This is a genomic window from Microbacterium sp. LWH13-1.2 (genome assembly GCF_038397735.1).
Taxonomy (GTDB): domain Bacteria; phylum Actinomycetota; class Actinomycetes; order Actinomycetales; family Microbacteriaceae; genus Microbacterium.
Genome location: NZ_CP151635.1, coordinates 463,179 through 482,444, shown reverse-complemented (window position 1 = coordinate 482,444; position 19,266 = coordinate 463,179). Strand labels below are relative to the sequence as shown.

General features: G+C 68.0%; 21 protein-coding genes. 3 read left to right on the top strand and 18 right to left on the bottom strand.

The genetic code is table 11. The annotated features are described in order from the left end of the window. Positions 1-131 precede the first annotated feature (131 nt). From MRBLWH13_RS02175 to groES, 3 genes are all read right to left on the bottom strand, one after another. Complete coding sequence (locus MRBLWH13_RS02175) at positions 132-1,400, bottom strand: ABC transporter substrate-binding protein (protein WP_056309229.1); 1,269 nt, start codon at positions 1,398-1,400, stop codon at positions 132-134. Positions 1,401-1,544: 144 nt separating this feature from the next. Continuing rightward, complete coding sequence (gene rarD, locus MRBLWH13_RS02170) at positions 1,545-2,480, bottom strand: EamA family transporter RarD (RefSeq protein WP_341958367.1); 936 nt, start codon at positions 2,478-2,480, stop codon at positions 1,545-1,547. A gap of 147 nt (positions 2,481-2,627) precedes the next feature. Continuing rightward, positions 2,628-2,924 (bottom strand): co-chaperone GroES, encoded by a 297-nt coding sequence (gene groES / locus MRBLWH13_RS02165; protein ID WP_017203655.1) that lies wholly within the window; start codon positions 2,922-2,924, stop codon positions 2,628-2,630. A gap of 143 nt (positions 2,925-3,067) precedes the next feature. Between groES and MRBLWH13_RS02160 the strand changes: the two genes are divergently transcribed. Next, complete coding sequence (locus MRBLWH13_RS02160) at positions 3,068-4,276, top strand: class I SAM-dependent methyltransferase (protein WP_341956697.1); 1,209 nt, start codon at positions 3,068-3,070, stop codon at positions 4,274-4,276. 4 nt (positions 4,277-4,280) lie between these two features. On the opposite strand, the gene MRBLWH13_RS02155 is transcribed toward MRBLWH13_RS02160, so the two are convergent. From MRBLWH13_RS02155 to MRBLWH13_RS02115, 9 genes are read right to left on the bottom strand one after another with little or no spacing between them, the layout of a single operon-like run. Next, positions 4,281-5,492 carry a hypothetical protein gene (locus MRBLWH13_RS02155; RefSeq protein WP_341956696.1) on the bottom strand — a complete coding sequence of 404 codons (1,212 nt, stop codon included), beginning with the start codon at positions 5,490-5,492 and terminating at the stop codon, positions 4,281-4,283. Further along, positions 5,467-6,237 carry a hypothetical protein gene (locus MRBLWH13_RS02150; RefSeq protein WP_341956695.1) on the bottom strand — a complete coding sequence of 257 codons (771 nt, stop codon included), beginning with the start codon at positions 6,235-6,237 and terminating at the stop codon, positions 5,467-5,469. The genes MRBLWH13_RS02155 and MRBLWH13_RS02150 overlap by 26 nt, the downstream gene beginning before the upstream one ends. A 3-nt stretch (positions 6,238-6,240) precedes the next feature. Continuing rightward, positions 6,241-6,753, bottom strand: coding sequence for a hypothetical protein (locus tag MRBLWH13_RS02145; RefSeq protein ID WP_341956694.1), 513 nt, complete (start codon positions 6,751-6,753; stop codon positions 6,241-6,243). After that, positions 6,753-7,823, bottom strand: a complete 1,071-nt coding sequence (gene tsaD / locus MRBLWH13_RS02140; protein ID WP_341956693.1) for a tRNA (adenosine(37)-N6)-threonylcarbamoyltransferase complex transferase subunit TsaD — start codon at positions 7,821-7,823, stop codon at positions 6,753-6,755. The genes MRBLWH13_RS02145 and tsaD overlap by 1 nt, the downstream gene beginning before the upstream one ends. Further along, the gene (gene rimI / locus MRBLWH13_RS02135; RefSeq protein ID WP_341956692.1) at positions 7,820-8,326 is read right to left on the bottom strand and encodes a ribosomal protein S18-alanine N-acetyltransferase; all 507 of its coding nucleotides are present in this window, start codon (positions 8,324-8,326) and stop codon (positions 7,820-7,822) included. The genes tsaD and rimI overlap by 4 nt, the downstream gene beginning before the upstream one ends. Beyond that, positions 8,323-8,946: a tRNA (adenosine(37)-N6)-threonylcarbamoyltransferase complex dimerization subunit type 1 TsaB gene (gene tsaB, locus MRBLWH13_RS02130; RefSeq protein WP_341956691.1), complete on the bottom strand. Its 624-nt coding sequence runs from the start codon at positions 8,944-8,946 to the stop codon at positions 8,323-8,325. Before tsaB ends, rimI begins: the two co-directional genes overlap by 4 nt. A gap of 20 nt (positions 8,947-8,966) precedes the next feature. After that, positions 8,967-9,464: a tRNA (adenosine(37)-N6)-threonylcarbamoyltransferase complex ATPase subunit type 1 TsaE gene (gene tsaE, locus MRBLWH13_RS02125; RefSeq protein WP_341956690.1), complete on the bottom strand. Its 498-nt coding sequence runs from the start codon at positions 9,462-9,464 to the stop codon at positions 8,967-8,969. Beyond that, positions 9,461-10,567 (bottom strand): alanine racemase, encoded by a 1,107-nt coding sequence (gene alr, locus MRBLWH13_RS02120; protein ID WP_341956689.1) that lies wholly within the window; start codon positions 10,565-10,567, stop codon positions 9,461-9,463. The genes tsaE and alr overlap by 4 nt, the downstream gene beginning before the upstream one ends. After that, entirely contained in the window at positions 10,564-10,923 is a 360-nt protein-coding gene (locus MRBLWH13_RS02115) for a holo-ACP synthase (protein ID WP_056309248.1), read from the bottom strand. The genes alr and MRBLWH13_RS02115 overlap by 4 nt, the downstream gene beginning before the upstream one ends. Before the next feature lie 280 nt (positions 10,924-11,203). Between MRBLWH13_RS02115 and MRBLWH13_RS02110 the strand changes: the two genes are divergently transcribed. Continuing rightward, positions 11,204-12,034, top strand: a complete 831-nt coding sequence (locus MRBLWH13_RS02110) for a type IV toxin-antitoxin system AbiEi family antitoxin domain-containing protein (protein ID WP_341956688.1) — start codon at positions 11,204-11,206, stop codon at positions 12,032-12,034. Between the two features lie 140 nt (positions 12,035-12,174). Here the strand turns inward: MRBLWH13_RS02110 and glmS are convergent, their stop codons facing one another. After that, positions 12,175-14,022, bottom strand: coding sequence for a glutamine--fructose-6-phosphate transaminase (isomerizing) (gene glmS, locus MRBLWH13_RS02105; protein ID WP_341956687.1), 1,848 nt, complete (start codon positions 14,020-14,022; stop codon positions 12,175-12,177). Positions 14,023-14,079: 57 nt separating this feature from the next. Next, positions 14,080-15,024, bottom strand: a complete 945-nt coding sequence (coaA, locus tag MRBLWH13_RS02100) for a type I pantothenate kinase (RefSeq protein ID WP_341956686.1) — start codon at positions 15,022-15,024, stop codon at positions 14,080-14,082. 36 nt (positions 15,025-15,060) lie between these two features. Here coaA and MRBLWH13_RS02095 point away from each other — a divergent pair, with 36 nt between their 5' ends. Further along, positions 15,061-16,005 carry a Ppx/GppA family phosphatase gene (locus MRBLWH13_RS02095; RefSeq protein WP_341956685.1) on the top strand — a complete coding sequence of 315 codons (945 nt, stop codon included), beginning with the start codon at positions 15,061-15,063 and terminating at the stop codon, positions 16,003-16,005. A 51-nt stretch (positions 16,006-16,056) separates the two neighbouring features. On the opposite strand, the gene glmM is transcribed toward MRBLWH13_RS02095, so the two are convergent. The 4 genes from glmM to MRBLWH13_RS02075 form a co-directional block, all read right to left on the bottom strand. Beyond that, positions 16,057-17,415, bottom strand: a complete 1,359-nt coding sequence (glmM, locus tag MRBLWH13_RS02090) for a phosphoglucosamine mutase (protein ID WP_341956684.1) — start codon at positions 17,413-17,415, stop codon at positions 16,057-16,059. Between the two features lie 14 nt (positions 17,416-17,429). After that, a complete protein-coding gene (gene rpsI / locus MRBLWH13_RS02085) occupies positions 17,430-17,915 on the bottom strand; it encodes a 30S ribosomal protein S9 (protein WP_056412286.1) in 486 nt (161 codons plus the stop codon). A 27-nt stretch (positions 17,916-17,942) separates the two neighbouring features. Then, on the bottom strand, positions 17,943-18,389 hold the full coding sequence (gene rplM, locus MRBLWH13_RS02080) for a 50S ribosomal protein L13 (protein ID WP_056508304.1): 447 nt from the start codon (positions 18,387-18,389) through the stop codon (positions 17,943-17,945). 176 nt (positions 18,390-18,565) lie between these two features. After that, complete coding sequence (locus tag MRBLWH13_RS02075; protein WP_341956683.1) at positions 18,566-19,234, bottom strand: endonuclease/exonuclease/phosphatase family protein; 669 nt, start codon at positions 19,232-19,234, stop codon at positions 18,566-18,568. Positions 19,235-19,266 lie beyond the last annotated feature (32 nt).

The window sequence follows — 19,266 nt, the reverse complement described above, 5'->3', positions numbered from 1 at the left end:
ATGCTTCGGCATCCGTCCCTCTGTCGTCTCTGCGTGCGCCGACTGCGCTCTCTCCCAGCTCTCGCGCGCACCGGCGTCACCAGGGACGACGAAGGCCCCGGATGCACAGCATCCGGGGCCTTCGCGCGTGATCAGTTGGTGCGGGAGATCAGGTTGTCCGCGCCGTACACGTACGTGCCGATCGAGGCGCCCTGCGGGTCGCCGTTCTCGTCGAACGTGATCTCGCCGGAGTAGCCGTCGTAGTCGGCGGTGCCTCCGTCGTTGATGATCTTGGCGCAGTCCGCGAAGCTGGTGCACTTCTCGCCGTCGCCCGTGCCGCCCGAGACCTCGGCCATCTTGGCCGCGATGTCCGCGCCCTCGGTCGAACCCGCCGCGAGCGAGGCGAGTGCGACGAGCACGACGGCGTCGTATGCCTCGGCCGCGTACGTGAAGTCGTTGACCTCGGGGTTGCCCTCACCCGTCCAGAACGTCTGCAGACGGTCGGTGAAGTCGTCCTCGAGCGCAGGTCCCGGCTTGGTGCCCTGAGCGCCCTCGAGCGAGAACGGGAAGTTCGTGTCGGGCGACGAGCCGTAGTCCGACAGGTTTCCATCGACCAGGTAGAACTTGTCGGGCGAGATGCCCGCGTTCACCAGCAGGGGGGCGATGGTCTTGAACTGGTCGAACGACACGATCGCGACGGCGTCGGGGTTCTGAGCCTTGATGGTCTCGACCTGTGCGTCGAACTGACCGTCACCGACGTTGTAGGACGCGTCTGCGACGACCTCGCCACCGGCGCCCTCGAACGTCGACTTGATGTTCTCGAACAGACCCGTGCCGTAGGCGTCGTTCTGGTAGATGACACCCAGCGTCTTGTGGCCGTCCTCGGCGATCAGGTTGCCGAGCACCTCGCCCTGCAGCAGGTCGCTGGGAGCCGTGCGGAAGTAGAGTCCGTTGTCGTCCCAGTCGGTGAAGTCGGGGCCGGTGTTCGAGGCGGAGATCTGCAGGATGCCTGCGGAGACGTTGCCGTCGAGGATCAGGCGCGAGACACCGGATGCGGCGGCGCCGACGATCGCGGTGACCCCTGCACCCTGGAGCTTGGTGATGGAGGTCTCGTAGGCCTTGGTGTCGGTGTCGCCCTCGTCTTCTGCGGTCAGGTCGATCGTGACGCCTGCTGCAGCGTCGTTGACCTCCTTGACGGCGAGTCCGACGCCGGATTCCATGGGCGGGCCCAGGAACGACAGCGATCCGGTCTGCGGCAGCAGCGAACCCAGCTTGAGGGTGAGGTCGGCGGACGATCCGCCACCGTCGGACGGCTCGTCCGAGGGCGTGCTGCTGCAGCCTGCGACGACCATCGCCGAGACGCTCAGCAGCGCGACTCCGGCGAGGATCTTGGCGCTGCGCGAGCGCGTGAATGCGGTCATGATGCTCCCTTGCGTGACTGGCCGTGGATTGTGACCACGGTCGGGTGCTCTAACACTAGGACTGAAAGGTCTCGCGTAGGGGTCGCCGATGTTTCGGTGCGTTAACGATCCGACACCGGGTTTCGCAGCTGTCGATCCGCCGGTTCAGACCAGCTCGGGCTGAGTGATCCGACGCCCCCGGCGGGCTGCCAGTAGCAGGTCGATCACGAAGACCAGGATGGCGACCCAGACGATGATGAACCCCGCCCACCGCTCGGGCGGCATCGGCTCGCCCAGCACGACCGCGCCGATGACGAACTGCATGACTGGCGTGATGAACTGGATCATCCCGATGACGGTCAGGTTGATGCGTCGGGTGCCGGCGGCGAACAGCAGCAGCGGCACCGCCGTCGCCACTCCCGCGAAGGCGAGAAGCACCGCGTGCCAGACACCGTGGGAGCCCATCGTGATTCCGTCGGGGGTGGCGGCGACGAGGATCAGCTGCACGACGGCGATCGGGATCAGCCAGAACGACTCGAGGGTGAGTCCGCTGATCGCATCGACCGCGGGGCCGATCTTCTTCTTGATGAGGCCGTAGACCCCGAACGAGGCCGTCAGCGAGAGGGCGATCCACGGGAACTCGCCGTAGAAGAGGACGATCACGATCACTGCAACAGCGGCGATGCCGATTGCGGCCCATTGCAGCCTGCGGATGCGCTCCTTGAGCACGAACACCCCGAGCAGGACAGTGGTGATCGGGTTGATGAAGTACCCGAGGCTCGTCTCGACGATGTTCTCCGAGAGGGTGCCGATGAGGAACACCTGCCAGTTGACGTAGATCAGGACGCCGGCCAGAGCAGTCCATGCCAGCAGTCTCGGCTGCCGGATGATCGCGCCGAACGCCGCCCAGCCGCGCGTCACGGTGAGAAGCAGAAGACAGAAGGCGAGCGACAACAGCACTCGCCACGCGACGACCTCCCACGGCCCCGTGGGTGCGAGCAGAAGGAAGTAGAGGGGCAGCACGCCCCAGAGGAGGTACGCCCCACCGGCATAGGCGACACCCGCGGTCTGCGTCGATCTGGCTGTGGCGGTGTTCGTCAGGGGCACCGCACAACCCTATTCCCGACGCGAAGAAGCTCCCCGCCGCGCGACCGCCTCGGTCGGAGAATGGCAGGAATCAGCGGTCACGTGGCGGGATGCAGGAAGGCCCGGATGCGTGATGCATCCGGGCCTTCCGAAGACGTTGTCTCAGCGGACGACGACTGCGAGCACGTCGCGCGCCGACAGGACGAGGAACTCGTCTGCGCCGAACTTCACCTCGGTGCCGCCGTACTTGCTGTACAGGACACGGTCACCGACGGCGACGTCGAGCGGAACGCGGTTGCCGTTGTCATCGATGCGACCGGGGCCCACGGCCACGACCTCGCCCTCCTGGGGCTTCTCCTTGGCGGTGTCGGGGATGACCAGGCCACTCGCGGTGGTCTGCTCGGCCTCGACCTGCTTGATGACGATGCGGTCCTCGAGCGGCTTGATGGAAACCGACACGGTCTACCTCTTCTTTCTTGACGCTGACAGGAAGACTTTTCGCACTCTCAACCCGAGAGTGCTAATCCAGTCTATGCGCTCCGCTGGCACTCACGCAATGCGAGTGCCAATGCGCTGATCGGGCCGCCGCCTAAGCTGGGCAGGTGGAGATCTCCGAGCTGCGCGCCCTGCTCACGCCCGAGGGCCTCGAACTGCTGGATGCGCTCGGCCCCGTCGATCAGGTCGCCGATGTGGCCCGTGCGGTATCGCGCCTTCGATCAGCCGGGCACTCCCCCGATCTCGTCTCGGCCGTGGTCGGGCAGGCGCACCTGCGGGCCAAGGCGAAGGCCAAGTTCGGAGACTTCGCGGCGAGGATGCTGTTCACCCGTGCAGGACTCGAGCAGGCGACACGTCTCGGTGTCGCCGCCCGCCACGCGCAGCGGATGCGTCGGGCCGGAATCATGAGCGTCGCCGACCTCGGCTGCGGAATCGGAGGAGACTCCCTCGCCTTCGCCGGTGCCGGCCTCGACGTACAGGCGGTGGATGCCGACGAGGTGACAGCCGCGATCGCGGCCTACAACCTCGCACCTTTCGGCGAGAGCGCGGTCGTGAGGCACGGCACGGCACAGGAGAACGTGCCTTCCGTTGCGAGCGACACCGGGGCGATCTGGATGGATCCTGCTCGGCGCACCTCGGGGCACAGCGAGACGCGGCGGGTGTCGTCCGACGACTACTCACCTCCGCTCGACTGGGCCTTCGACCTGGCAGCGCGTCGACCGACGGGCATCAAGCTCGGCCCCGGACACGATCGTGAGTCCCTCCCCGCCGACGCCGAGGCGCAGTGGGTGAGCGCCGAGGGCAGCGTCGTCGAGCTGGTGCTGTGGACCGGAGCACTCGCGCGTGCGGATGTCCGCCGCGCGGCACTCGTGATCCGCGGCGAGCGCTCACACGAGCTCACGGCCGGGGCCGACGCGGAGGACGTTCCCGTGCGCGGCCTCGGGGCTTTTCTGCACGAGCCGGACGGAGCGGTCATCCGTGCACGGCTGATCGGCGACGTCGGACGGAGCCTCGATGCGGGCATGCTCGATGAGCGCATCGCCTATCTGACCTCGGATGCCGCGCTGACGAGTCCGTTCGTGCAGTCGTTCCGGGTGCGCGAGACGACGGCGGCGAATCCGAAGGCCGTCAGCGCAGTGCTCAAGACTCACGGAATCGGCACTCTCGAGATCAAGAAACGCGGCATGGACGTCGATCCGGCGGCCTTCCGCAAGAAGCTCACGCTCAAGGGGAGTCAGTCGGCGACGTTGATCCTCACCAGGATCGGCGACCAGCGGCGCGCGATCCTCGCCGACAGGGTGCCCGCGGCGGACTGACCGTTCACCCTTCGGTGTCGTCGGCCGGTATCTCCACCTGGATCGGATCCTGGTATTCCCCACCCAGCTCCAGCGTCTCGCCGGGCTTCACGGTCGCACCGGGCTTCGCGGTGTCAGCCGCCGCCACGTCTCCTGCGATGACGAGGTACGGGGTCTGGTTCGAGGTGAAAGCCAGGGTGATGCTCCAGGACTCCTCGAGGCTCCCTGAGACATCTGCCGTGATACCGCCGAGGCTGAGACCTGAGGACTGTGCTTCCCCCAGCGGCCCGCACGCGATCCCGTCGATTGCGTCGACAACCAGACAATCCTCGGCCGTCGCTCCCACAAGGCGCTGTCCGTACCAGATGGGGGCGTCCTGGAAATAGCCCACGACGGAGAAGGAGTAGTCCTGGAAGCCCTCTTCCAGAAGCTCTTCAGCGCGCACGCGCTCCTCACCCGCGAACTGCGACAGCCAGTCGTTCTGCGAGCTCGGCCACCGCTGGATGATCGCCACGAGTTCGCCCTCGGTGGTCCGCACTGCGGACGCCCAGATCTGCTCGGCGTCCTCACCCTCGACGGAATCGAGGTTCACGGACACCCCGATGCCGTTGCCGTTCTGAGCGTCCTCGCTCCGCTGGCACTGGGTCGCTGAGTCCTGCGGGGTGTCGAGGACGAGGCACACCATCTCCCCGTCCTGCTGGGTGGCGTGCCAGACGACGACACCCTCCTCCTGTCCGATCGCCCTCAGACTTCCGGGGTCGTACCCGCCGTCGGCCTGGAGTTCGGCGCGGCGCTCCTGTTGAGCTGCGGTGAGCTCGATTCCTCCTGCTCGACCGAAGAGAGCCCACCCTGCCGCGAGACCGATGACCAGCAGTACCGCGGAGGCTGTGGCGATCGCCTTCCAATGATGCCGGAGGGCGGCGCGCAGGGTCGTCGTCTCGAAAGCGTGCACGTCGCCGGTCGGCGCGCTCGTGTCCGCCTCGTTCGCCGAGTCGTCGTCTGCGGCTTCTTCGGCGACGGGCACGTCGGTCGATTCCGCTTCCGCGGATTCCAGGGAGGCCGTATCCGGTGCGGCAGCATCCGGTGCCGCAGTCGCGGCCGGCGTCGACTCCCTGGTCGCCTCGAGTTCTTGCAACCGCACGGCATCCGCATGCGTCAGACCGCCGTCACGTCCGTAGGCCTTCAGCTGCAGGGCACGCAGCTCGGCGGCGTCACTCTCCTGCAGCATCGTCGACACCCGTCCCCTTCGTCACGGTGAGGTACTGCCGACCGTAGCCGAATCGGTACTCGTAGCGCGTGATCTCGCCGTCCTCGACGCCGGTGACCTCGAGCACCAGCGTACGGTCGGCATCGGCGAGCATCAGACTGTCGTCGCATACCATCGGGGGATCCGGCATCGACCCGTCGTAGACGAGGCAGTACCGCTGCGTCGACATGTCGATCCCGGTCCAGATCGGCACGTCGTCGTCGTAGCCGGCGACCATGATGCTGCGGCTGTCGAGACCGGTCTTCTCGGCGAGGGTCGCCGCAGCCTCAGCCTCGGCCTGACTGGCGAACATCGACGTCGACTGCGCAGACGTGAGCTGGACGGGGGCAGTCCCTCGGTCGGAGAACAGCAGCCACCCGGCCGCGACTCCGACGACGGCGACCCCCACGGCGATGGCGAGTGCGAGCGTCCAATGCCGTCGCAGGGCCGTGGCGAGGGACTCGCCCTGCGAGTCGGCGTCCGTCTCGACGAGGCGGGACTTCGCCGAGGTGGCCGTCGCGGACTCCTCGGCTGCGAAGGGTGCCGCCGCAGTCGCGATGACCTGCTCCGACACCTGCTGCCGCGGCTGCTCCGTGCGCTTCGACTCGCTCTCCGACGTTCGCACGGCCTCCAGCTCGTCCAGGCGCGCCGCCTCGGCGTCGCTCAGCGCACCGGCACGACCGTAGGCGCGTGCGTGCAGGGCACGCAGCTCGACGGCCTCCTGTGCGTCGAGCATCCGCTAGCCGAGCCTCTCGAACTGCATGCCTGCCCACACCAGCCATCCGAGGCTGTACACGGTCGCGCACAGGCCGAGGACGAGCGCCCATCGCGCGATCGCGCGGCTCTCGACCGGCCGCCGCAACGACATGATCGCCGCGATCACCGCGACGACCGCGATCGGGACGCCCCAGCCCACGAAGAAGGACGCCACCAGGGCCACGATCGCCGCCATCAGCGCCCACGGCGCGAGCCTGGTGTCGTCGACGGCTGCATCCGCGGTCGATGGCTGCCACTCAGCATCGTGACCGATGTCGTCAGCGACCGGTCCGCTCACGACCACGGGCTCGATTCCGACCGGTCCCGTGGGCAGCTTGGTGTAGCCGTCACGCCGTGCGCCCGGAATCCGTGCCGAGCCGGCCGGGTGCTCGACCTCGCCGCTGGGCTCCTCGATCCGGGGACGGGCGAGGGCTGGGTCCGGCACAGAAGCGGGATCGCCCCCGTGCGGGGCGGGCAGGCGGGGAACATCGCTCATCACATCACCGCGACGCGCTCATCGACCTGGATCTGGGTGACGGGAAGAGTCGAGTCCGCACCGAACGCGAAGGTCGACGGGCGGCGGCCCGACGCGATCAGCTCGGCCGCGAGAGCGGCGATCATCGCCCCGTTGTCGGTGCACAGCGACAGCGGGGGGATGCGGACGGTGACTCCCGCGGCCTCGGCCCTGGCGAGGGCGACCTCGCGCAGCCGACGGTTCGCGATCACGCCACCGCCGAGCAGCAGACGGGGGACGCCGAGGTCGGCACAGGCGGCGAGCGCCTTGGTCACCAGCACATCCACGACGGCCTCGCGGAAGCTCGCAGCCACATCGGCGACGGGCACGGGCACGCCGTCTGCCTCGCAGCGCTCCACCCAGCGTGCGACGGCCGTCTTGAGGCCCGAGAACGAGAAGTCATAACGGTGCTTCGCCAGGTCGGATGCCCGCGAGAGACCACGCGGGAATCGGATCGCGTTCGGATCGCCGTCGAGGGCTGCCCGATCGATCTCCGGTCCGCCGGGGTACGGCAGCGACAGCAGACGGGCGACCTTGTCGAACGCCTCACCGGCCGCGTCGTCCATGGTCTCGCCGAGCATCTCGACGTCGGTGGTGAGGTCGCGCACGTGGAGCAGCGACGTGTGTCCACCCGAGACGAGCAGCGCGATCGTCGGATACTCCAGGGGATCGGAGTCCGGGGTGAGGATGTCGGCCGCGATGTGGCCCACGAGATGGTTCACCGCGTACAGAGGCTTGTCGAGCGCCACGGCCAGGCCCTTCGCGGCCCCCACTCCGACCATGAGCGCGCCCGCGAGGCCGGGGCCGCTCGTCACGGCCACCGCATCGAGGTCGTCGAGTCGCACGCCTGCCTCGGCGAGCGCAGCGTCGATCGACGGCTGCAGCGCCTCGAGATGGGCACGTGCCGCGACCTCCGGAACGACTCCTCCATAGCGGGCATGCTCGTCCATGCTCGAGGCGATCGTGTTCGACAGCAGGGTGCGGCCGCGCACGATCCCGATCCCGGTCTCGTCGCAGCTCGTCTCGATGCCCAGCACCAGCGGCTCGGTCATGCGGTGGCCTCCTTCGCGGCATCCGTGATCGCCGCGCCCTGATGTGCGGAACGAGGATGCTGCAGGGCGAGGCGCATCACGATCGCATCGACGTCATCGGGCTGGTAGTACCGCGGGCGGCGGCCGATCTCCTCGAACCCCTCGGACAGGTACAGTCCTTCGGCACTCGGGTTGTCGGCGCGGACCTCGAGGAACACCTCACGAGCGCCCCTCTGCCCGGCTGCGTCGAGCAACGCGCGCAGCAGCGCACGCCCTCGCCCCGCGCCTCGGTGGTCGGCGTCCAGGGCGATCGTCTGGATGTCGGCATCGCGAGACCCCTCGAGTGCACGGACTCCCCCGTAGCCGATGATCGCGCCGTCGAGCTCGTCGACCAGGTAGCGACCGTGCGGACTGGCCAGCTCCAACGCCATCGCAGACGAACTCCACGCGTCGGTGGGGAAGGAACGATGCTCTATCGCCATGATGGCGTCGAGGTCGTCCGGCGTCGCGTCGCGCAGAGTCATCGCCCCACCTTCTTCGGCGCGCCGGGCACGGTCACATCGGGGTGTCGCAGATACAGCGGCTCGTCACCGGCGAGGGTGCGCCCCGCGGCCACAGCCCTGGCCCCCACGCGGGCGAGGTCCACGGCCGAGAGGGTCGCGACGTCGATGCGGCGGACACCGTCGAGGTACTCATCCGCGTCCACGCTCGGCACCAGCCTCGTGTCGACGGTCATGAGCGGGATGCCGTCGGCATCCGTCCCGTCGAACACCGTGATGGCGACCTCACGACGACGCGCGTCGGTGACGATCGCGAACGGCCCCATGACGGCATCCCGCTCGATCGCGGTGAATGCTGCAGCGAGGTGGCTCGGCACGGGGATGACGGGGATTCCACGCCCCAGCGCGAACGCGCGCGCGGCCGCGATGCCGATGCGGAGTCCGGTGAAGGGGCCGGGCCCCATTCCGGCGACCACATGGGCGATCTCACCGCGTCCGGTCTCGCTGATCGCTCGGACCAGCAGATCTCCGATGACCTCGGCGTGCCCGAGGGGGTCGGCGGCGGAGGCGTCGGAGAGACGGGTGCCGTCGTCGTCGATGAGGGCGACGGCGGTGCCCAGGGAGGTGTCGACGGCGAGGATCACCTCTCCAGGGTAGTCGGGGTTCAACCGGTGATCGCTGAGCGTCCGCCGCGCGTGATCGTCACGTGCCGAGGAGCGTCGGCATCGAGCTCGGAGGGGTCGAGATCGTCGTCGCCGCCGACGGGACGTTCGAGCTCGATGTCCCACCAGGTGTCTGCGAGGTCCTCGGCCATCCCGCGCCCCCATTCGATCACGACGACCGAGCGCGCGAGATCGAGGTCGAGGTCGTCGAGCTCCGCTCCCGAGCCGAGACGGTAGGCGTCCACATGCACGAGTGGCGCGCGTCCGACGAGCGAGGGGTGCGTCCGCGCGATCACGAAGGTCGGGCTCTGCACCGGACCGCGCACGCCGAGGCCCTCGGCGAGCCCTCTCGTGAACGTCGTCTTGCCGGCACCGAGGGGCCCGGTGAGGATCAGCAGGTCTCCCGCTTCGAGCTGCTCGCCGATACGGAAGCCGAGCTGCTCCATCGCCTCCGACGTCTCGATCTCGAGGCGACCGAGGAATGCGGGGTGGACGCTCATGCCGACCGCCGGGCGACGCGCGCGCCGATGCGGGTCACGATCTCGTAGTTGATGGTCGAGGCGACGTTCGCCCACTCCGCCGCCGACGGGACTCCGAGGGTCGGGTCGCCGAACAGCACGACCTCGTCACCGATCGATACGGGTGCGTCGCCCACGTCGACCACGAACTGATCCATCGCGATGCGGCCGACGTTCGTATAGCGACGCCCGCCGATCGACACCGGCAGCCGGCCGGATGCGTGTCGGGGCACGCCGTCGGCATAGCCCAGCGGCACGAGCACGAGGGTGGTGTCATGCGGCGCGCGGTGGTCGTAGCCGTACGAGACTCCCGCACCGGCCGGTACCCTGCGCACAGCGGCGATCGCGCCACGCAGCGTCATGGCGGGTCGGAGTCCCAGTTCGGCGGACGAGCGGTCATCGAACGGCGAGAGTCCGTAGATGCCGACTCCGATGCGGACCGCATCCAGACGCATCTCCGGCAGGTCGATCGCGGCAGCCGTCGCAGCGATGTGGCGGATCTCCGGACGGATGCCGAAGGTTGCCGCGGCCGCGACACCCTCCTCGAACTTCGCCAGGGCGTCACGGTCGTCCTGCGCGGAGGTGTTCGACAGATGGCTGAACAGCCCGATGATGCGAAGGCGGCCGATGCGCTCGAGACGAGCCGCCTCCGCGAGCACACGACGCCAGTCGGCGGGTGCGATCCCGTTGCGCGAGAGTCCCGTCTCGAACTTGAGGTGCACCCCTACCGGGCGGTCGACGGATGCCGCAGCCCCGGCGGCCTCGAGCTGGTCGAACGACGAGATGCCGACTTCGACGTTGTGCTCAGCCGCCTGCTCGAACCGCTCGCCCGGCGCGTGCAGCCATGCCACGATCGGCGCGGTGATGCCCTGTCGTCGCAGCTCTAGAGCCTCGGGGATCTCGGCGACGCCGAGACGCGTCGCACCGCCCGCGAGCGCTGCGACAGCCGTCGCGGCGGCGCCGTGGCCGTAGGCGTTCGCCTTGACGACGGCGATGACCTGCACGCCGGTGAGCCGACGGAAGTGGCGGACGTTGTCGGTGATGGCATCCAGGTCGATGCGCGCTTCACGGAACGGTACGGTCACAGCGGCTCTCCTTCGGCGACGACGAATGCGGCGGCGAGCCCCGCGTCGTGAGTGAGTGTCAGATGCAGTCGGGTGATGCCTCGCTCGGCGACCACCTCCGCAGTGGTCCCCGTCAACACGAAGTGCGGGCGCCCTGAGGCCTCGGAGGCGATCTCGATCTCGATCCAATGGACGCCGTCGGATCCTCCGAGGGTCTTGATCAGGGCCTCCTTCGCGGCATACCGAGCGGCGAGGGACGGAAGGCGCAGCGCCCGCTCCCCCGGCGCGAAGAGTCGCTCGAGAAGTCGTGGCGTGCGCTCGAGTGTGCGCTCGAACCGCGGGATGTCCACGAGGTCGATGCCGGTCCCGATGATCACCCGTTCAGCCTAGTCGCGGCATCCTCTGTCGGCCGTCGGCTGCTGGCCCGTGGTCCGTCGCTCGTCCTCCGTAATCCGTGGCCTCGTCCTCTCCCACGCCCGGATGGCTGGCATCTCCCCGGTGGGCGGCCTCCGCCGACCTCTCATGGCAGCCATGTGGGGATCCCCCAGCCATTCGGCCCTCGCGACTGTTCCTCCCCATGCCCAAGGCGGAGAGACTGATCCACAGAATACGGCCCGCGGTGAAACCAGGGGCCGACGGATCTACGAGGATCGGCGGATGCCCACACCTCTCATGCTCGTCGAACTGGAGGGTGGAGTCGCCCGCGGGTCACAGCTCGCGCGATTCGGATGCACTCGCAAGGACCTCTCGAACGCGGTGCGTCGAGGCGATGTGATCCGCCTGCGCGCCGGAGTGTTCGCGACCCCGTCGTGCGGGTGGAGTGTGCGCACCGCTGCGCTGCATGGGGGCGCGCTCTCCTGTGCCGGTGCCCTCCGTGCGCACGGCATTTGGGTTCTCGACGACGAAGAGCATCCCCACGTCTGGCTCGGCCAAGCCGGACGAACACATGCTCATCCCGACTGCACGTGCGTCGAGCACTACCGCGCAGGATCGATGCGTCTAGGACTGGACCCGGTCGAACAGGCGCTGGTGCAGTCGTTCGGATGCCACGGTGAGGAGCTCTTCTTCGCGGCGTATGAATCGGCGTGGGCGCTGGGCCTGATCGGAGCGGGCGTGCGGCGCCGCATCCGCGCTGCGCTTCCAGCACGTGCTCGTTGGCTTGTCGACTTCGCGCGCCATGACGCGGACAGCGGGCTGGAGTCCATCGTCCGGTTACGGCTCCACCTGCTCGGCATCCGAGTGGAGACTCCGGTGTCGATCGACGGTGTCGGTCGCGTGGACTTCGTCCTGGAGAGACGCGTCATCCTCGAAGCAGACGGCAAGGGCAACCACGCCGGCCGTTCCGAACGCCATAGGGACCTGATTCGGGATGCCGCGGCATCCCGTCTGGGATTCGAAACGCTCCGATTCGACTACGCCATGATCATCCACGAGTGGGATCTCGTGGTCGCCGCGATCCTGGGCGCTGTGGCTCGCTCCCGATCCTGAGCCGGATGGCTGACGGATTCCCGGATGGCCGGCCCAGAGCGCACTCTTGGGCAGCCACGCGGGAATTCACCAGCCAACTGCCCCAAAAGCCCGCAGGTGCGACCCCGTGTATCAGGCCCGCTCGAGGCCCTCGACGAGGACTACTCGACGGTGACGGACTTCGCGAGGTTGCGGGGCTGGTCGACGTCGAGTCCCTTCGCGGTGGCGAGCGCCATGGCGAAGATCTGCAGCGGCACCACAGCGAGCAGCGGCTCGAACATCGCACCCGCGAGAGGGATCCGGATGACCTCGTCGGCGAACGGCAGAACCGCCGCGTCACCCTCTTCGGCGACCACGATCACGCGAGCGCCGCGCGCCCGGATCTCCTGGATGTTGGAGACGACCTTCGAGTGCACGACAGCCGAGTGACGCGGCGAGGGCACGAGGACGAAGACGGGCTGTCCCGGCTCGATCAAGGCGATCGGACCGTGCTTGAGCTCGCCCGCGGCGAACCCCTCCGCGTGGATGTACGAGATCTCCTTGAGCTTGAGCGCACCCTCGAGCGCGATCGGGAAGCCCACATGGCGACCGAGGAACAGCACCGAGCGGGTGTCGGCCATCCAACCGGCGAGCTGAGTGACGTGCTCCTGCTCGCTCGCGAGGACCTTCGCGATCTTCTCGGGAAGCGCCGTGAGCTCGGCGACGTCGACGGATGCATCCTCGACGGATCCGCGCACGCGCCCCATGTGCAGACCGAGCAGAAGGAGAGCGGTGATCTGCGCCGAGAACGCCTTGGTCGACGCGACCGCGACCTCGGGGCCCGCGTGCGTGTAGACGACGGCATCCGACTCGCGCGGGATCGTGGCCCCCTGTGTGTTGCAGATCGAGAGAGTGCGCGCACCGCGCTCGCTCGCGTACTTCACGGCCATCAGGGTGTCCATGGTCTCGCCCGACTGGCTGATCGAGACGACAAGCGTGTCAGCGCCGATCACCGGGTCGCGGTAGCGGAACTCGTGGGCGAGCTCGACGTCGACGGGGATGCGGGCCCACTGCTCGATCGCGTACTTGCCGACGAGCGCCGAGTACGCGGCGGTTCCGCACGCGGTGATGATGATGCGATTGATACCGAGGAACAGCTCGTCGAGCCCCTCGAGCTCGGGAATGACGACCTGGTCGCCCTGGATGCGACCGCGGATCGTGTTGGCGACGGCCTCGGGCTGCTCGGAGACCTCCTTGGCCATGAAGCTCGACCATCCGCCCTTCTCGGCGGCGGCGGCGTCCCACGAGACGTCGAACGGCTCGGCCTCGACCGGCGTGCCGGCGAAGTCGGTGACGGTCACAGCGTCAGGGGTGATCGAGACGATCTGGTCCTGCCCGATGGCGAGCGCCTTGCGGGTGTGCTCGATGAACGCGGCGACGTCGGACCCGAGGAAGTTCTCTCCCTCACCGAGGCCGATGACCAGAGGCGAGTTGCGGCGGGCTCCGACGACGAGCCCCGGGTGGTCCTGGTGCATCGCGAGAAGGGTGAACGCACCTTCGAGGCGATTGACCACGCCGCGGAACGCGAGCTGCAGGTCACCGCCGTTGTTGCGGTACTCCCGACCGAGGAGCGCTGCGGCGACCTCGGTATCGGTCTCACTGCGGAAGCTGACGCCGTCGGCGAGCAGCTCGTCACGCAGCGCGGCGAAGTTCTCGATGATGCCGTTGTGGATCAGAGCGAGGCGATCGTCGTCCGCGAGGTGCGGGTGCGCGTTCTCGTCGCTGGGGCCGCCGTGGGTGGCCCAACGCGTGTGCCCGATGCCGGTGTTGCCGTCCGGAAGCGACGAGTCGGCGAGCGAATCGCGCAGCACGGCGAGCTTTCCCGCCTTCTTGCGCATGCCGAGCGCTCCATCGCCGTCGATGACGGCGACACCAGCGGAGTCATAGCCGCGGTACTCGAGGCGGGCGAGGCCGGCGAGCAGGATGTCCTGGCTGGGCCGCGGGCCCACGTATCCGACGATTCCACACATGTGGTCAAGAGTAAGCCGGGCTTTTTGCGAAGGTTCCGAACGAAACCCTCCGCCCGATCAGAGCTTGCGGAGCAGTACGCTCTCGACGCTGTGATCGACGCCCTTGTTGAGCACCAGACGCGCTCGGTGCTTGGTCGGCATGACGTTCTCGACCAGGTTCGGCATGTTGATCTCGTTCCAATATCCGAGAGCAGTGGTGATCGCCTCATCATCGGTGAGGTGCGCGAAGACGTTGAAGTACGACGACGGGTTCGAGAAGGCTCCCTGCCGCAGCGCGAGGAAGCGATCCACGTACCATTTCTCGATGTGCGACGTGTCGGCGTCCACGAAGATCGAGAAGTCGAACAGATCGCTCACGGCGACGTCGTTCGGTGCGGGCGGAGGCTGGAGGACGTTCAGCCCCTCCACGATCACGACATCCGGGCGGCGCACGACGACATGCGCGTCAGGAACGATGTCGTAGCGCATGTGCGAGTAGAAGGGCGCCCGCACCTCGGCCGCGCCGCTCTTCACCTCGGTGAGGAACTCGAGCAGCGCGCGCCGGTCGTACGACTCGGGGAAGCCCTTGCGCTCCATGAGTCCCCTGCGCTCGAGCTCGGCGTTCGGGTAGAGGAAGCCGTCGGTCGTCACGAGCTCGACGCGCGGTGTGCCCGGCCACCGGCTCATCAGCTCGCGCAGCAGACGGGCGATCGTCGACTTTCCCACCGCGACGGAGCCGGCGACACCCACGACGAACGGAGTCGTGGTGTCGTCCTCCTGCAGGAACGAGCTCGTCGCGGCGCCCAGTCGCTTCGTGGCCGTCGCGTAGAGGCTGAGCAGCCGGCTCAGCGGGAGATAGACCTCGCGCACCTCGGTCAGGTCGAGGCGGTCTCCGATGCCGCGGAGCTCCACGACCTCGGTCTCGGTGAGCGGCTGGTCGAGTCCTGCCGCAAGTCGCGCCCATTCATCGCGTCCGATCTCTCGATACGGCGACAGCGGCAGCGTGGGGTCGGCGGTGGTCACGCATACATCGTAACGGCGCGCGAGTAGTCTCTACCCGTGCGCCTCGGAGTCCTCGACATCGGTTCCAACACCGTCCATATGCTCGCCGCCGACGTCCGCCCCGGCGGCAGGCCTCTGGCGAAGACCAGCGACCGCACGGTTCTGCGTCTGATGAGATACCTCACCGATGACGGGTCGATCTCGGAAGAAGGTGTGATCGCGCTCGAGTCGGCCGTGACACAGGCACGGAAGGTCGCCGAGGCCGAGCGTGTGGACGAGCTTCTCGCCACCGCCACGAGCGCTGTGCGCGACGCCCGCAACGGGGCCGACGTGATCGCCCGCATCGAGGCGGCCCTCGGACAGCCGCTTCAGGTTCTCGACGGTGAGACCGAGGCGGAGCTGACGTTCCTCGCGGTCCGCCGGTGGTTCGGCTGGTCAGCCGGCCAGCTGCTGCTCCTCGACATCGGCGGTGGTTCGCTCGAAGTCGCCGCCGGAGGCGATGAGATGCCGGATGCCGCGGCATCCGTCCCGCTGGGTGCCGGACGCATGACCGTGCAGTTCCTCCCGCACGACCCTCCCGGCGAGGACGATGTCGAGCGTCTCCGCGAGCATGCGACCGCGACGCTCGCCGAAGTCCTCCCCCGGTTCACGGCGCTTCCCCGCCCTGACCATGTCGTGGGTTCGTCGAAAGCGATCCGCTCGCTCGCGAGACTCGCCGGCTACCCGGTTCCCGGGTGGTCGGGCATCCAGCGCATGGTGCTGCCGCGCGCCTCGCTGGGATCGTGGATCCCGCGGCTCGCTCGCCTCCCCGCATCCGCACGGCAAGAGCTTCCCGGGATCACCGCAGACCGCACGTTCCAGATCGTCGCCGCAGCGGTCTCGCTGCACGCCGCGATGACCGCACTGGACGTCGACGAGCTCGAGGTCTCGCCGTGGGCCCTGCGCGAGGGTGTCCTGCTGCGATACATCGAGCAGCTGAACTGGAGCGCGCCGCGCGGCTGACCGATCAACGGTGCCGCACGGCGCGCTCGACTGTTCAGAGCGAGAGGTGCGTCAGAGCGCGAGGCGCTCGCGCACGACGTCGACCAGACGAGCGGCATACGCCTGAGCCGAATCGGCGTCGGCCGCCTCGACCATGACGCGGACGAGCGGCTCTGTGCCGGACTTGCGCAGCAGCACCCGGCCTGTCTCGCCGAGCTCGGCCACGACTTCGCGGACCGCAGCCTGCACGACCTCATCGGAGTCGACCGCGTCCTTGTCGACATCACGCACGTTGATGAGGACCTGCGGGTACACGGTCATCACGCTCGCGAGCTCGGCGATCGTCTTGTTCTGGCGTGCCATCTCAGCGACCAGGTGGAGACCCGTGAGCAGGCCGTCACCGGTCGTGGCGTATTCGCTCATGATCACGTGGCCGGACTGCTCGCCGCCGAGGGCGTAGCCGCCCGCGTTCATGTCCTCGAGGACATAGCGGTCGCCGACCGCGGTCTGACGCACAGTGATGCCCTGCTCGCGCATCGCGACGTGGAGACCGAGGTTGCTCATCACGGTGGCGACCAGCGTGTCGTCGGTCAGATGACCGCGCTGCTTCATCGACACGGCGAGGATCGCCATGATCTGATCGCCGTCGATGACGTTGCCCTGCGCATCGACGGCGAGACAGCGGTCGGCGTCGCCGTCGTGCGCGATGCCGATGTCGGCCCCGAGCCTGACGACCGCTTCTGCGAGCTGGTCGAGGTGCGTGGACCCGACGCCGTCGTTGATGTTCCAGCCGTCGGGGTCGGCACCGATCACGGTGACGTCGGCACCCGCATCGCGGAAGGTCTCCGGAGACACGCCGGAGGCCGCGCCGTGCGCGCAATCGAGGACGACCTTGATGCCGCCCAGGCGGTTCGGCAATGAGCCAAGGAGGTGCACGACATAGCGGTCCTCGGCGTCGGAGAACCGGTCGATCCGGCCGACGCCGGCACCGGTCGGACGAAGCTTCTCGCCCGCCATCGCCTCTTCGATGCGCTGCTCGACGATGTCCGGGAGCTTCACACCGCCACGGGCGAAGATCTTGATGCCGTTGTCGGGCGCCGCATTGTGCGACGCCGAGATCATCACGCCGAAGTCGGCGTCACGGTCGGCGACGAGGAATGCGAGCGCCGGCGTCGGGATGACTCCGGCCTCGAGCACGTCGACGCCGGAGGACGCGAGGCCTGCCGAGACCGCGGCGGTCAGGAAGTGACCCGAGACCCGGGGGTCGCGGGCCACGACTGCGGTGAGTCGCTTGCCTTCGGCTTTGCGAGCCTCCGCAGTACGGCCCTGGCCCAGGACGACAGCAGTCGCCTGGGCCAGGGTGAGCGCGAGGTCGGCGGTGAGGATGCCATTGGCAAGCCCTCGCACGCCGTCCGTGCCAAAGATCGGCATCGGAGCGGTGGACCTTAACGCTTCGAGTACTGAGGCGCCTTACGGGCCTTCTTGAGTCCAGCCTTCTTGCGCTCCTTGACGCGCGCGTCGCGCGACAGGAAGCCGGCCTTCTTCAGGGTCGGACGGTTGTTCTCCTCGTCGATCCCGTTGAGGGAGCGAGCGATGCCGAGGCGCAGTGCACCGGCCTGGCCCGAGGGGCCACCGCCGGAGATGCGCGCGATGACGTCGTAGCCACCGGCGAGGTTGAGGATCGTGAACGGGTCGTTGATCAGCTGCTGGTGCAGCTTGTTCGGGAAGTAGTCCTCGAGCGTGCGGCCGTTGACCGTGATCGTTCCCGAGCCGGGGACGAGACGCACGCGGGCGATGGCCTGCTTGCGACGGCCGACAGCGGCGCCCGGGACGCTCAGCACGGGGCGGGGAGCCGCCTCGACTGCGTCGGTCTCGGGAGTCGACGTCGAGAAGTTCTGGGGGGTTTCGGTGGTGTCCTGGATGTCAGCCACGAGTATGTCCTTAAGTCTTTACGGCGCTTACTGGGCGACCTGGTCGAGGGTGTACGTCTTCGGCTGCTGAGCGGCGTGCGGGTGCTCGGAACCGACGTAGACCTTGAGCTTCGACAGCTGCTGACGGCCGATGCTGTTCTTGGGGAGCATGCCACGGATGGCCTTCTCCACAGCGCGGACCGGGTTCTTCTCCATGAGCTCGGCGTAGGTGACCGACTTGAGGCCGCCCGGGTAACCCGAGTGGCGGTAAGCCAGCTTCTTCTGGAGCTTCTGACCGGTGAGCGCGACCTTGTCGGCGTTCACGATGATGACGAAGTCACCCGAGTCGATGTGGTTGGCGAAGGTGGGCTTGTGCTTGCCACGCAGGAGCGTAGCGGCGTGCGAAGCCAGGCGGCCGAGAACGACGTCAGTGGCGTCGATGACGACCCAGTCACGCTGGACCTCGCCGGCCTTCGGAGTGTAAGTGCGCGTCACGATAGTGCTGCTTTCTTGTTCGAACGGAGAAGTTCGTGAATCCCACTCCGGGGTGGTTCTTCCCTACAGGGAGGAACACGCCAGTGGAGGGCTCACGTTCGCGGTACTCGGCAGTCGAGTACCAAAGTGACAGCTTACGTCATTCGGAGCGGGATTCCCAATCCGGGCCGCGGCAGTCAGTCGAATCGCGTGGTCACCAGGATAGGGCGATGGTCGCTCAGCCCCTGGGGCAGGGTCGTGACGCGTTGGATCTCGAAGCCGGCCGACGTCGCGAAGTCGTAGTGACCGCGGAAGACGCGGTAACGCGTGTAGGTGTGGTCGTCGCTCATCGTGAGCGCGTAGCCGTGCTCGCGCACGGTCTTGCCGAGGTTCTCTTTGAACACCGGATAGTTGTAATCCCCGACCATCAGCTGCGGCAGCCCCTCGCCGAGGGTCGCGAGCTCGGTGAGAGCTGCGCGGATCTGATGGCGCCGGAGCGAGTTCAGCGCGGTGAGCGGCGCCGCGTGGAACGACGCTGCGATGAAATCGCGGCCTGCGTCGATGTCCCGGAGCCGCGCACCGAGCACGCGCTCGTGCGCGGGCTTCGCGATGCGATCGTGCAGCGACTTCTTCAACTCGATCGTCCGGATGCCCTGGAGGTGGAACTCGCTCGCACGGTAGAACATCGCGAGTCCGAGCCTGTTCCCCTGCGTGGCATCCGCGAGAGTGAGGTCGCCGATGGTCTCGGGCAGATCGGCGACATCGCACTCCTGAAGGCACAGGATGTCGGGATCGTGCTCCGAGGTCAGCGCCGAGAGCTCTCCCACGGCGCGGTGCTTCTGCAGGTTGTACGAGATGACCTTCATCGCACCTCACGGTAGTCCGTCAGGCTTGGATT